The organism is Shouchella oshimensis (assembly GCF_004375095.1).
Lineage (GTDB): Bacteria > Bacillota > Bacilli > Bacillales > Bacillaceae_D > Shouchella > Shouchella oshimensis.
In genome coordinates, this window is the sequence record NZ_SNUX01000003.1 from 426,421 (window position 1) to 439,202 (window position 12,782).

The 12,782-nt window shown below is 37.5% G+C and carries 20 protein-coding genes and 1 pseudogene; 13 read left to right on the forward strand and 8 right to left on the reverse strand.

The window, feature by feature from the left end:
- From mltG to E2L03_RS12955, 7 genes are all read left to right on the forward strand, one after another.
- Positions 1-1,146 carry an endolytic transglycosylase MltG gene (gene mltG, locus E2L03_RS12925; RefSeq protein WP_095149958.1) on the forward strand — a complete coding sequence of 382 codons (1,146 nt, stop codon included), beginning with the start codon at positions 1-3 and terminating at the stop codon, positions 1,144-1,146.
- A gap of 75 nt (positions 1,147-1,221) precedes the next feature.
- Complete coding sequence (locus E2L03_RS12930; protein WP_243839529.1) at positions 1,222-1,881, forward strand: O-methyltransferase; 660 nt, start codon at positions 1,222-1,224, stop codon at positions 1,879-1,881.
- Positions 1,862-2,512, forward strand: coding sequence for a uridine kinase (gene udk / locus E2L03_RS12935; protein WP_038478762.1), 651 nt, complete (start codon positions 1,862-1,864; stop codon positions 2,510-2,512). Before E2L03_RS12930 ends, udk begins: the two co-directional genes overlap by 20 nt.
- A 41-nt stretch (positions 2,513-2,553) precedes the next feature.
- Entirely contained in the window at positions 2,554-3,030 is a 477-nt protein-coding gene (greA, locus tag E2L03_RS12940; protein WP_035396039.1) for a transcription elongation factor GreA, read from the forward strand.
- 124 nt (positions 3,031-3,154) lie between these two features.
- The gene (locus E2L03_RS12945) at positions 3,155-3,760 is read left to right on the forward strand and encodes a YrrS family protein (protein ID WP_051667458.1); all 606 of its coding nucleotides are present in this window, start codon (positions 3,155-3,157) and stop codon (positions 3,758-3,760) included.
- Positions 3,761-3,943: 183 nt separating this feature from the next.
- Positions 3,944-4,636 carry a 5'-methylthioadenosine/S-adenosylhomocysteine nucleosidase gene (gene mtnN / locus E2L03_RS12950; RefSeq protein WP_038478765.1) on the forward strand — a complete coding sequence of 231 codons (693 nt, stop codon included), beginning with the start codon at positions 3,944-3,946 and terminating at the stop codon, positions 4,634-4,636.
- 80 nt (positions 4,637-4,716) lie between these two features.
- Positions 4,717-4,953 carry a YrhC family protein gene (locus E2L03_RS12955; protein WP_035396032.1) on the forward strand — a complete coding sequence of 79 codons (237 nt, stop codon included), beginning with the start codon at positions 4,717-4,719 and terminating at the stop codon, positions 4,951-4,953.
- 70 nt (positions 4,954-5,023) lie between these two features.
- On the opposite strand, the gene E2L03_RS12960 is transcribed toward E2L03_RS12955, so the two are convergent.
- From E2L03_RS12960 to E2L03_RS12970, 3 genes are all read right to left on the reverse strand, one after another.
- The gene (locus tag E2L03_RS12960; RefSeq protein WP_124741790.1) at positions 5,024-5,698 is read right to left on the reverse strand and encodes an NUDIX hydrolase; all 675 of its coding nucleotides are present in this window, start codon (positions 5,696-5,698) and stop codon (positions 5,024-5,026) included.
- Between the two features lie 106 nt (positions 5,699-5,804).
- Positions 5,805-6,794 carry a lipoate--protein ligase gene (lplA, locus tag E2L03_RS12965; protein ID WP_124741791.1) on the reverse strand — a complete coding sequence of 330 codons (990 nt, stop codon included), beginning with the start codon at positions 6,792-6,794 and terminating at the stop codon, positions 5,805-5,807.
- Positions 6,795-7,044: 250 nt separating this feature from the next.
- Positions 7,045-7,542 carry a kinase gene (locus E2L03_RS12970; protein ID WP_134259327.1) on the reverse strand — a complete coding sequence of 166 codons (498 nt, stop codon included), beginning with the start codon at positions 7,540-7,542 and terminating at the stop codon, positions 7,045-7,047.
- A gap of 164 nt (positions 7,543-7,706) precedes the next feature.
- Between E2L03_RS12970 and E2L03_RS12975 the strand changes: the two genes are divergently transcribed.
- Positions 7,707-8,231, forward strand: a complete 525-nt coding sequence (locus tag E2L03_RS12975; protein WP_208394358.1) for a hypothetical protein — start codon at positions 7,707-7,709, stop codon at positions 8,229-8,231.
- Between the two features lie 315 nt (positions 8,232-8,546).
- On the opposite strand, the pseudogene E2L03_RS12980 reads toward E2L03_RS12975, so the two are convergent.
- Both E2L03_RS12980 and E2L03_RS12985 read right to left on the reverse strand, forming a co-directional pair.
- Positions 8,547-8,936 (reverse strand): annotated as a pseudogene (locus tag E2L03_RS12980) (sigma-70 family RNA polymerase sigma factor); the annotation flags it as partial.
- A gap of 45 nt (positions 8,937-8,981) precedes the next feature.
- Entirely contained in the window at positions 8,982-9,341 is a 360-nt protein-coding gene (locus E2L03_RS12985) for a helix-turn-helix domain-containing protein (protein WP_134259328.1), read from the reverse strand.
- 160 nt (positions 9,342-9,501) lie between these two features.
- Here E2L03_RS12985 and E2L03_RS12990 point away from each other — a divergent pair, with 160 nt between their 5' ends.
- The 4 genes from E2L03_RS12990 to E2L03_RS13005 all read left to right on the forward strand — a co-directional run bounded on the left by E2L03_RS12990 (position 9,502) and on the right by E2L03_RS13005 (position 11,230).
- Entirely contained in the window at positions 9,502-9,756 is a 255-nt protein-coding gene (locus tag E2L03_RS12990; protein WP_134259329.1) for a hypothetical protein, read from the forward strand.
- Between the two features lie 133 nt (positions 9,757-9,889).
- Complete coding sequence (locus E2L03_RS12995) at positions 9,890-10,090, forward strand: hypothetical protein (protein ID WP_134259330.1); 201 nt, start codon at positions 9,890-9,892, stop codon at positions 10,088-10,090.
- 16 nt (positions 10,091-10,106) lie between these two features.
- The gene (locus E2L03_RS13000) at positions 10,107-10,709 is read left to right on the forward strand and encodes a Sak single strand annealing protein (RefSeq protein WP_134259331.1); all 603 of its coding nucleotides are present in this window, start codon (positions 10,107-10,109) and stop codon (positions 10,707-10,709) included.
- Positions 10,710-10,888: 179 nt separating this feature from the next.
- Positions 10,889-11,230, forward strand: coding sequence for a hypothetical protein (locus E2L03_RS13005; protein ID WP_134259332.1), 342 nt, complete (start codon positions 10,889-10,891; stop codon positions 11,228-11,230).
- 129 nt (positions 11,231-11,359) lie between these two features.
- On the opposite strand, the gene E2L03_RS20860 is transcribed toward E2L03_RS13005, so the two are convergent.
- The 3 genes from E2L03_RS20860 to E2L03_RS13015 all read right to left on the reverse strand — a co-directional run bounded on the left by E2L03_RS20860 (position 11,360) and on the right by E2L03_RS13015 (position 12,426).
- Positions 11,360-11,485, reverse strand: a complete 126-nt coding sequence (locus tag E2L03_RS20860; RefSeq protein WP_276338673.1) for a hypothetical protein — start codon at positions 11,483-11,485, stop codon at positions 11,360-11,362.
- A 190-nt stretch (positions 11,486-11,675) separates the two neighbouring features.
- Positions 11,676-11,876, reverse strand: a complete 201-nt coding sequence (locus E2L03_RS13010) for a helix-turn-helix domain-containing protein (RefSeq protein ID WP_134259333.1) — start codon at positions 11,874-11,876, stop codon at positions 11,676-11,678.
- A 13-nt stretch (positions 11,877-11,889) separates the two neighbouring features.
- On the reverse strand, positions 11,890-12,426 hold the full coding sequence (locus E2L03_RS13015; protein ID WP_134259334.1) for a DUF2975 domain-containing protein: 537 nt from the start codon (positions 12,424-12,426) through the stop codon (positions 11,890-11,892).
- 152 nt (positions 12,427-12,578) lie between these two features.
- Between E2L03_RS13015 and E2L03_RS20470 the strand changes: the two genes are divergently transcribed.
- Positions 12,579-12,752, forward strand: coding sequence for a hypothetical protein (locus tag E2L03_RS20470; protein ID WP_166740303.1), 174 nt, complete (start codon positions 12,579-12,581; stop codon positions 12,750-12,752).
- The last annotated feature ends 30 nt before the right edge of the window (positions 12,753-12,782 follow it).

Consider the following 12,782-nt stretch of genomic DNA (forward strand, 5'->3'; position numbering starts at 1 on the left):
ATGTCAAAAGAAAAGAAATATAAAGCTAATGATGTTTATCAAGAGCGTGCATCTCAGGCAAAGACAGTTCGAAAGATTGTCTTCATCAGTCTGTCGGCTTTTTTTGTCGTTGTACTTGCTGTTATCATTGGCGGTTATACGTACTTTGTTAATGCATTAAAGCCTGTCGATGCAAGTGATGATGGACAGGACGTTGAAGTTCACATTCCTGTAAACACCTCTACTTCACAAATTGCTCAAATCTTAGAAGATGAAGGTGTTATTAGAAATGCAACGTTCTTTCGCTATTACACAAGGTATAAAAACGAATCGGGTTTCCAAGCAGGAACCTATTCACTCAATACATCAATGGATACTGATGAAATTATTGAAGAATTAAAAGATGGTCTTGTTATGGCAGAAGCGGCGACGACGATTGTCATTCCAGAAGGATTAACGCTAAACACCATTACAGAGCGTTTAAGTGAATTTACAGGAGACAGTCAAGACGATATCTTTTCGTTTATTGATGATGAAGAATTTGTTCAATCACTTATTGAAGAATACGATATGCTAACGGAAGAAATTTTAGATGAAGACATTCATCACCCGCTTGAGGGCTATCTCTTTCCTGCTAGCTATCAGTTTGATGAGGAACAGCCTGATATCGAAGCGGTTGTACGTTCAATGCTTGATCAGATGCAACTTGTTTATAATGAAAGACAAGGAATTATTAATGCCAGTGACTATACCTTTCATGAACTTTTGACCATTGGTTCCATTGTAGAACGTGAAGCGCGAGAAAGAGAAGATCGTTTTACTATTGCTGGAGTCTTGCATAATCGTTTAAATGAAGGTATGATGCTACAAGTAGATCCTACGGTTGCCTATGCGCAAGGGGAACATATTTATATGACCACTTATGATGATTTAGAGGTAGATTCACCTTATAATACGTATCAGCATACAGGTTTACCGCCAGGTCCAATCTCTACTGTACGAGAGGAAGCGCTCGTTGCAGCAGCTGATCCAAATGAAACAAATTATCTTTACTTTTATGCCCGTTATAATGGCGAGATTATTTATAATGAAGAGTATGATGCTCATTTAGAGGCAAGAGATGCGTATCGTCATGAATGGCAAGAGGCAGCAGAGGATACTGAATAAAGTAAGCATAGGGAGCAACGTGCTCCCATGCTTTTTTCGTAAAAGGATGTTCGAACGTACATGATAAATGAAGAAATGATCTCATATATTGCATCTTTAAACCGTGCAAAAAGCAAACTGGTTCTTGAAATGGAAGCATTGGCTCGCAAAGAAAACGTGCCGATTATGGATGAACTGTCATTAAACGCAATGGTTTCCATTTTGCAAGCACAGCAACCAAAGCGAATTTTAGAAGTAGGGACAGCGATTGGTTATTCTGCTATACGATTAGCGGAAGCGCTTCCTTCAACAACCATTATTACCATTGAGCGGGATGAGCACCGCTACGAACAAGCTGTAGCTCATATTGAACGGGCGGGACTATCGGACCGAATTATTCCTTATCTGGCTGATGCAGAAGATGCCGTTCATTTGCTTACACCCTACCTTCCTTTTGACAGTATTTTTATTGATGCTGCTAAAGGAAAATATCAAGCATTCTTTGAACAGTTTGAACCGCTTTTATCAGATAATGGTGTTATCTTAAGTGATAATATTTTATTTAGAGGGCTTGTAGCTAAACAAGATTTATCTATGGAGCCTAAGCGAATTCAAAAGCTGGTTGCAAAAATAAAGCACTACAATGAATGGCTTAGTCAACACACTGAGTTTTACACATCCATTATTCCAATCGGAGACGGTATAGCTTGTAGTACGAGAATAAAGAGGGAAGATTATGACAATAAATCAAAATAGACCTGTTATTATAGGGGTAGCTGGTGGTACTGGTTCTGGCAAAACAACCGTTGCAAAAGAAATTTTTAATCAATTTAACCAATCTTCTATTGTTTTGATTGAACAAGATGCTTACTATAAGAATCAAGATCATCTTGCGTTTGAAGACCGATTAAAAACAAATTACGATCATCCGCTTGCATTTGACAATGAGTTGCTTTATGCTCACCTGAGACAGCTTGTTGATCGCACGCCTATTTACAAACCTGCGTATGACTATGCGCAGCATACACGTGCAAAGGAAGTACTGGAAATCGAACCGAAAGACGTCATTATTTTAGAAGGGATTTTAATTCTAGAAGATGAGCGTTTACGCAGTATGATGGACATTAAAGTATTTGTTGACACGGATGCTGACATTCGTATTATGAGGCGACTTTTAAGGGATACAAAAGAAAGAGGGCGTACGATTGAATCTGTTATCGAGCAATATACCAATGTGGTTCGTCCGATGCATTTACAATTTATTGAACCAACGAAGCGTTATGCAGACGTGATTATTCCTGAAGGTGGAGAAAATAAAGTTGCGATTGATTTAATGGCAACAAAGATCAGAACGGTTATCCAACAAAAGCAGGATTCAAACATCTAATGATATAGATTCTTTACTAACATTGAGGAGTGAATGAAAGAATGGCTGAAGAGAAAAAACATTATATGACAGAAGAAGGAAAAAAGAAATTAGAAGATGAATTGCAACATTTAATTACGACTCGACGTAAAGAAGTAGTCGAGCGTATCAAAATAGCTAGAAGTTTTGGCGATTTATCAGAGAACTCCGAGTACGACTCTGCAAAGGAAGACCAGGCGTTTGTAGAAGGTCGAATTGCACAACTTGAAAAAATGATTCGTAATGCTGTCATGATTGAAAAAGAAAAAACAGCTAGTAATGTCGTATCACTTGGTAAAACAGTACGTCTAATTGAATTACCTGATGGGGATGAAGAAGAGTACACCATTGTTGGTTCAGCTGAATCAGACCCACTTGATGGGAAGATTTCAAATGACTCCCCAATGGCACAAAGCTTATTAGGGAAAACGGTTAAAGATAAAGTCACGGTCAACACGCCAGCTGGTGAAATGGAAGTAGAAATTTTAGAGATTCGCTAATAGTAAAAAAGTCTCCTTTTTCTGTTTAACTGAAGGAGACTTTTTTCGCTTGCTAAGTGATACCTGTTGCGGTTTAATTAGAACGAGCTATAATGGAGTAGAGAGATAGGAGGGAATTTACACTATGGGCCAACGTTATGAAAGCCGTAAAGATAAACGAAAAAACCAAATCCTTAACATCGCAATTACCATTGTTGTCATTCTAATTCTCTTTTTTGGAGGTACATTAGTCGTAAATATGGTGAATCAAGACCAAACTGCTACAGAAGAGAGCAGACAAATTATAGACCCTGATTCAGATGAATCGGATGAGTCCAGTGATAATGAGGAAACAGAAGACGAGGCAAATGAAGAAGATGCTTCAAATGAAGAAGACGGTATAGATGAGGAAGAAGCGACTGAAGAGGACGATGCCAACGAAGAAGAAGATGGCGGACAAGCTGAAGTAGGGGATGTGTTACCAACAGAGCAAACGAACCCTGCTCCAAATAACTTCGGTGGTCAAAATTGGAATGAGATGGAACAAGCAGCTTATAATGCAACTGGTCTATCGAGTAGTACGAGTGATACCATTTGGATTGGAAACGGTGGATCGACTACGAGTGCCATTGTGACGCTATTAGATAAAGGCACGGGGCTGTATTATCAAGTTCGTTTACAGTGGGTAGAATCCCCAGAACTTGGCTGGCAAATTGAATCAGTGAATCAATCGGAAACAAATCCGAATTAAAGAACCAAAGCCTTTCCATTCACACTGTATGGAGAGGCTTTTCTTTGCTCGAAAGGAAAAATCGTATTGAAGTAAAGAAAACGGACTATCCAATGCTTAAAGAATAGACTTTTTTAGTGAAACAAGTGAAAGCAATGTGTATACTAGTTGAGGAAGCATTTTGCTAGGGAAAGGATGAATTAAATGAAAATAGGCATCATCGGCGCAATGGAAGAAGAGGTTAATTATTTAAGAAAGCAAATGACGGATGTAACGGTAACAGTTATTGCAAATTGTGAGTTTACAGACGGCAATTTGAACGGTACAAATGTTATTTTAACAAAATGCGGAATTGGTAAAGTGAACGCCGCTTTAGCAACGTCTATTTTAAACGATCGCTATCAACCAACATATGTTATTAATACAGGTGTAGCAGGCGGTTTAAACCAAACGATGGCTGTAGGGGATTTGGTTATCTCAACAGAAGTGCGTCATCACGATGTAGACGCAACTGTATTTGGATATGAGTATGGTCAAGTACCAGGTATGGTTTCAGCATATTTACCTGAACCAACTCTAATTGAAGCAGCAAAGGACGCTGCAACCAAGGTTGGCTTTCACGTTGAGGAAGGTTTAGTTGTAACAGGAGATTCGTTTATGGACGATGAAGAGCGAGTGAACGCTGTCAAAGTGCGTTTTCCAACTGCATTTTGTGCAGAAATGGAAGCTGCTGCGATTGCACAAGTCTGTCATCAATACGGAACACCTTTTGTCATTATACGTGCATTATCTGACGTTGCTGGGCAAGATGCGAAAATGTCTTATGACACCTTTTTAGAAAAATCAGCTGTCAATTCAGCGAAACAAGTCATGCTAATGATTGAGTCATTGGCATAACGTTTTTTTCCAGTTGAGGAAAGAGTCTTCGCTTCTTTTAAGCACGTCATCTGTTATGATGAGGGAAAGGGGGAAGCGGAGTGGATCAAAGAGATAAACTAGTATATGCAAAAAAAGACTATCATGCTTTTTGTCTTGTGTTTTTAGGTATTGGTTTCTTTTTAACTGTGGGTTTATGGCTTCCAGAACCCTATCGAATTGAAACAACGTTGGCATTAGCTGTTATTGTAGGCGCCTGTCTTGTTTTTTCCAGTGGCTGTTTTGTATTGTCTTGGCTAGCAAATATGCGTTTACAACGATTAAATAATAAAGAATAAAAAAAGCTGTCCCAAAAGTCCTGTAGCAGACTTGACGGACAGCTTTTTTATAAAGGCGGAAGCCCTTGTTTTATGATTTTATATGCTCTAGAAATTCTTGTAAGATACGAGCAGTTAACCCCCATATAATATGCTCTTTATACACATAAAAAGATTCTGGGGTACTATAGCGCTTGTCTTGATAAGCGACGGCATTGGCAATACGATCGATAGGAAAATCTTTTCCAGGCTTAATGATAACATCTACATAGCCAATTTCAGGCGGTGTAGAGAGTAGTACGGCTACTGGAACGGTAAACCAATCTTCTACTTCAGCTGTGTTCGGTTTAATCTCATCTAGTGAATCAATATACGCAACGAAAGGATGAATGAGGCCACGCCGAGGAGATTCGATTTTATTTAGAGAAGAAAGAATCGTTACTTTCTCTTGTTTTATACCAAACTCTTCATGGAACTCTCTTAAAGCAGCGGCTTGCGCATCTTGATCATCTCGATCAATTCGACCTCCAGGAAAACAAGTCTCACCAGGTTGAGCATGTAACGTTAATGCTCGAACTTGGAATAGAATATGAAGTTCATCTTTTATGGAAACAAGGGGCAAAAGAACGGCAGCATCACGCACATAGTTTTTCTTTTGAGGTGTTGAAAGCTTCTGTTTAATTTCTTCTAAATTCACAATACCCTCCAACTGAAAAATACTGTTAGATCTTGTTACAATCTCAATGAAATCGTTTGGATCATCCATTATAGTAATACATAAGGAAAGGATATAACCCTTGCTTTCTAATTGTTCTTTCTTGTCTCTCTCCCCAATTGGGCGACCATATTATGTGGTCGCCACTTTTTTTTGCTTAATAAATAAGAGAAAGAAACTCTTCTTTACTAATAGATCCAAAATATGCTTTTAAATCCGCCGAATCAAGTACCTGAGCTAGCTCATTAGCATCGTAGCGCTTGCCAACGAGTTGTTCCTCAAGCCCACTCACATCAGCTACCCCAAAAAAATCACCAAAAATCTTACAGTCACTTATAACGCCTTTTTTAACATTTAAGCGTAAGTCAATGGTTCCAATTGGAAATCGTTTTGACCGCTGAATATCAAAGGCTGGGGATTTACCATAATTCCAGTCCCAACTTTGATAGCGCTCAGAAGATAATGCGTTAATTTCTTTCCATTCCTCTTCAGTTATCACATGCTCTGGAATGTCTTCCTGCCCATTGAAAATGTATTGTAAAAGCATAGACTTAAACTCTTCCATCGTCATCGGCTGTTTAAGAAACTCAGAAATATTTGCCACTCGACTTCGGATAGATTTAATCCCTTTTGATTTTATCTTATCATCCTTCACACGAAGCGCAGAAACGACGTTTTCAATTTCAGATTGCAACATTAATGTACCGTGAGAAAACATTCTTCCTTTTGTTGTAAACTGGGCATTACCAGAGATCTTTCTTTCTCCAACTTGAATGTCATTTCTACCACTTAATTCAGCCTGAACGCCAAGCTGTTTTAATGCTTGTACAACGGGCTCCGTAAATTTTTTGAAATTATGAAAAGAATCTCCGTCATCCTTTGTAATGAAGCTAAAATTTAAATTTCCTAAATCGTGATAAACCGCGCCACCTCCTGATAGGCGACGGACCACATGAAGGTTGTTGTCTTTCACATAATCGAGGTTAATTTCTTCAAATGTATTTTGATTTTTACCAATAATAATAGATGGTTCGTTAATATAAAATAAGAGGTAAGATTCATTAGGGTCAAGGTTTTTTAATGCCCATTCTTCAATTGCTAAATTGATCCGAGGATCTGTAAGATTGTTGTTATTAATAAACTTCATAGTAGAACTCCCTTCCGTACTCGTACACTTACTAGTATACTCATTTTACTCCGGTAAATCGAGGGATTCGTTTCCTTCTAAATATGTATCGTAGTGAATGTTTCTTTGCAAGCAGAACAAATAGAAAATTAACAACTCTATTAAATATTCCGTTTACTTTGTGACATTGTAATGGAAAAATCCCGCAACGTTATTAGCCAGTTTCGTATTCTTTAAAGCTTCACATCCAAATCTTATGTCTCATGTATAATCACTTTTGAATTTGATTCAAAATCTGCTCTAGTACTTCTTTTTGCGACATGTCATTAGTAAATAGCATTTCTCCCTGCACTTCAAGGTAGTCCTTGTCAATCCACCAGGCACGTAAAGATTCTTCGCCAAATTCCGCCTTTTTAGTACGATTGTTGTGACGTTCGACTGTTTCTTCAAAAGATAAATCGAAATAATATATATATGCCTCTTGATTATAGTACTGGATTAAGTTTTTAAGCATCTCACCATATCGAATTTTATTAAAAATTCCTTCTACAATTACAAATTCACACTTACCTTTTCCGTATTCTGCAATCCTGTATATTAAATCAATTGATGGATTTCCGTCTCTATCGTGAACCTTTAACATATCACGACGAACAACATCTTGAGAAACCAAAAGAGTTCCTTGCCCTAAATGATTCTGAAGGCATTTTGCAGTTGTAGTTTTTCCACTCCCTGAATTGCCCCTTAAGATAATTAACTTGGTTTTCATAAACTACCCTCTCCATTATGTGTTTTTGTAACAACATATTAACACTTTAAACTAAGTCTATTTCTTAACAACTCTTATACTCTACTATGACATAGCAACGTTTAGATGCAACTTAAAAAATTTGGATAAAAAAGTTCATAGGCAACGTACCTGACAAGGTCTAGGTGAATACACTAGTTCTAGAAAAAGGAGTGAAAGAAATGAATACTTTTTACAATGGGTATTTCCAGTATCCATATCAAACAAACACGACGCAATATGATACCGATCAATTGAATAGAAATTCATACGAAGTTTCCAATGGATTTGTACCTCATCAAACAAATGAGTATCAGCAGATGCATCACGTACAACAAACGAACAATGGACACTCTCATATGCATTCGAATCAACAGTCATATGCTCAAGCAAATACTCAGCATTTTCAAGGAGCATTAAAAGATCAATGCCAACAAATGAAAGATCACCATGTCGAATTAAAAATGTCTGATGGTCAATCTGTAGACGGAATTTTAACAGAAATTCGCGAGGATGGCGTTATGCTGTTAGTGGGCGAAGACACCCATCATGAAGAAGGTCGTCAATATGGCGGTTGGAGATTTCGTCGGTATCGCCCACGGTTTTTCCCCTTTGGTAGATTTGGCGGTATAGGATTTTTCCCGTACTTCTATCCCCTTTACTTTTTCTAAATTAAAAGTGTATTGGGCTAAAACCTGATACACTTTTTAAAAATCAGTGAGATATGAGGAGAAAGGTTTCAGGAACAATGTTAGGGGGCTTGCGAATGGGTCCCCATACGATCTATCAACACCGAGCACAATTTTTTTACAATAATGATGAACTGTACGCTCATTCTTTAATCAGGGCTATTTTTACTGGGGAGCATTTGCTTCCACTCTAAAGAGACAAACCCCCTTGAGAAACAAAGCTGTGCTTATACATATAAGTAGAGAGTACTGTAGCGTTTTGTCCCAGTTTATGAAAAAATAAAAAAAGCAAGGAGGTTAATTCCCCTTGCCACGGCTGTGCTTATAAAATTCATGAAATAACTTCATTAGTGCTCGTTTCTCAATCCGGGAAACGTAGCTTCTAGAGATTTTTAATTCTTTCGCAATTTCTCTTTGGGTACGCTCCTCCTCCATATTCAAACCAAAGCGACCAATGACCACCTCTTTTTCCCGCTCATCTAACACATGAATGTATTCATAAATTTGCTTTTTTTCCATTTCCGCTTGCAAAATGTCAACGATATCGTCTGCATCCTCTTGTAAAATATCGATAAGAGAAATTTCATTGCCTTCTTTGTCCGTTCCAATGGGATCATGAAGAGATACGTCTTTCTTTACTTTTTTTAATGCTCGCAAATGCATGAGAATCTCCGTTTTGATGTCACGATGTGAACGGAAATATTTTACAGAGGACTACCTACGAGGTGGTCCTTATTTTTTATCTTGTTTTGCTTGCCATCTTAAGTAATCTAAGTGTTTTTCAAGTGCTTCTCTTTCTTGTTCAGTAATTTCACCGTATACGTCATCGAAATAAATTTTAGTATTTTCTTTAACTCTCAAATCGTTAGCTTCAAGAGAATAACCTGCATTTGTATATAGATCAATCAATTCCACTTTTAAATGTTTAGACAAAGTAGATAGTGTCTCCATAGATGGTTTTTGTGTCCCGTTTTCAATTCGAGCAATGGTTCCGTTCGATAAACCACTTGCTTCTGCTAACTGACGTTGACTTTTAAAGCCGCTTTCTTTGCGGAGCTTGGCAATGTATGTACCCAATTTTTTAGCTTCCATAATAAACACCTCTATCAATGTTATAAGCTTATTTTATCAGTATTGTGTCGTACTTTAAACAAAAACATGGATAATTTGAAAAATAACTGTTGCGTACAGTACACATGTGTAGTAGACTAAACGTGTAGAGGCGAAACGAATAAAGGAAGGAGGTTAGGAATTGAAGATCATACTGGATATAGAAGCTTTTGAAAGAGCTCAAAAAGAGGTGGGCCTTAACAATAGTGAGTTAGCAAGAAAAATGAAAATTTCTCGGAGTCGATTGTGGAGAGCTAAGCTACCTGTAACGCATGCAAATTTTTGTTACCCTGGTGAAGATTTTATAACGGGATCGTTATCAGTGTTCAAAGATAAGAAATTTGATGATTTATTTTTTTTATCGAATGTGTGTAGTGAATACACGAAAGTTATATAAGGAGGCGTAATTCATGAAGGTCACTGTGTTGTATGGTCCACATTTTAAAGCAAATGTAAATCGTTGTTACGGCTATTTAGTTAAAAGATACCAAGAAGAATTAAACAAACCAAACAAAAAGGAGGCTTAACCAATGGAACCTACATCAGAAATCAAACGCCGCTGCATCGCACTAGTTAACGAGGATTACTTAGATGGATCGCCACACACTCTCATTGATCGCTCATTCTTCCGAGACTTCGACCGCTTAAAGGGAGTTATCGCATTAGAGCTACACAAGCATGGTTTTCGAACACTAAGCATAGAAGGGGATTTGTTAGTAACTAAATTCTAAAGAGGAGGTGAAACACATGGACAATCATTTTCAGAAGTTGGCAGAAATTGATGTATCGAAGCATGTTGAGAAGAAAGGGAAGTTCAGCTATTTATCATGGGCATGGGCAGTGGATAAACTCAGACGACATGATCCAAATGCAAAGTGGGAAGTTAAACGTTTCGATGATAAACCATATATGAAGACAGATTTAGGATATTTTGTAGAGGTGGAAGTCACAAGCAACGGCATTCCGATGTCACAGATTCATCCTGTCTTAAATAACTTCAACAAGCCAATAGAGAAGCCTACTGCCTTCGATATCAATACGAGCATTCAACGTTGTTTAGTTAAAGCAATAGCGTTACATGGCTTAGGGTTATACATCTATGCAGGTGAAGATTTACCGATGGTGGATGAAGAAAAACCAGATGAACAGTTAATCGAGAATATCAAAAGCACAGCAATGGAATTGGCGGAATTACGTGGTACTGATTTAGCTACGGTCTTTGGAAAGATGAACATAACTGATTTAAGCCAATTGACTAAGGGGCAAGCAGAACAAGTGATAAAGCAATTAGAGAATTGGTACACGCAAGCGCAGAAAAAAGCAGTAGAAACTAATGAGGAACAAAAATAGGACGCTCCCACTACAAAGCGCCCTAGCTAAAAACTGTTACGCCGATTATAACACACTTTCTATTAAATGGAGGCTCTTATGAGTACAAAGCCAATACAAGTTACAAATGCTCAACGTTTAACCGAAATGATAGCCTGTGTAGTTCTTGGAATAGTCCTCACGTTGGCTTGGGTGAATATATGAACGAAAATGACAAGTTCATCCGATCAGCTATAAGCAATTTTGGCATAGTACAGCAACAACAGTATGAAAAGGGGGTCAAGAAGTACGGTGCGCCGTTTAACCCTGACCACTTTAACCAACGCGAGGTATCGGCTCACGCATTTGAGGAGCTAGCTGATCTCCTTGTCTATGTCTCTGGCATGGCAGAGAAGTTAAACAAGCAGGAACAGAAAATAAATAAGCTAGAGACATCTTTAAAGCTTGTGAGAAATGAAGCATTAAGGGAATTTCCCGACCGAGAGAGGATCAACAAACTTTATCGTTCAGCCCTCTTTCTAACGGATGTACACATGCTCTAACGCAGTCTTATCGAGTCAAAATCATTTGTCTATTATATACAGCGGTTAGGGTACTAGCCGCTTAGTATGACCACACAATGCAGATCCTGCCACCAAACAAAAAAGCGATCGCAATAGCGCCGCTGAATATTAATTAGTGTTTTTTGTTTTCTTAGGATCAAGCAGTCCTAAAAATAAGAAGCAAACTGCTAATCCAAAAGAAGGGATATAAAAAAGCGGGTTTGGTTCTAATAGTAGCTTGATAATTCCAAGCATAAAAAAACTTGCAGAAGATAAGTAGTAGAACTTTTTCATAATATTCACCTCGGTATAAGTTACGAAAAATACGGATTTTGGTTTCGTTTAAATTTTGATCTTAGTATCCATAAACTGATCGGTAAGAAGAGATTTCTGTTTTTATTCTATTATTAGGAAAATATTAGGGTGGCTCCTGCCACCCTCGTCACTAATCTTCATATTCAAGTATATCGCCAGGTTGACAATCTAATGTTTTACAAATTTTTTCTAATGTGGCGAAGCGGATGCCACGAGCTTTTCCTGTTTTAAGTATTGATAAATTTGCCTGAGTTATATCTATTTTTTCCGCTAATTCTTTTGATGTGATTTTTCGTTCTAACATTACTCTATCAAGATTAATTTTTAACATTAAGTTCCTCCACTCAAATTACATTATTGGAGTCTTCCTGCAAAGATATCCCATACTTAAAGACCACATATATTGTATAAATGATAGATAAAAGAAGAACGCTCTCAAGCAAATTTGGCCAAGTATTTAAGAAAATATCGCTTACATTATAAAGATGTGCTTGTGCAAAGAACAACTGACTAATGCTCTGAAAAACGATAAAGCTAGTTATGGAAATTAAAATGAACCTAAGATATTTAAGGTTTTGAACAACAAAGAATTGTTGACCGTATATATTACTAATGATTTTATATAGAGCAAATGTAGTTATAAACAAGCATGTAATTATTGCTAGTGCTACTAAACATGAAAAAACAATAAATGAAATTGAAGGAGCTGTATTAGAGCTGATATATATATGTTGTGTCAGTTGGTTTCGAACCCCGTCAGATACAACCAGTAAGGCAACAGAAGCAAAAATGAGTATTAAACCAGCAAAAGCAAGAAAACCTTGAGCAATTAAAGAAGCTATTGACAAAAACCTTAAAACTATTTTGGTAAACAAATTCATGAATTATCCCCCTTTTTAGACTTTTTTATCTTAGGACAATAATGAATTATTGTCAAACGATAATTTTCAAGGGACTATATAGGCTTTTTTAAAGAGGTGGAATTTTTTCTTAAGATTAAACTACGTAGTATGACCAAACAGGAGGGCAAAACATGATGTACCAAATTAGACTTTCCGCGTATGCAACTGTTGATGTTTGGGTGCATGAGGGGTCGGTAAACATGTCCGTTATAGATCGGGAAGGGTGTACTTTAGGATCAAGAGAACTTTCCGGGAGCGAACTAGAAGGGTTGCAAATGATAATTTCTAGCGTAGCTAAAGGGTAGAGCGCAGTATGACCAAACGAAGTCCATAAC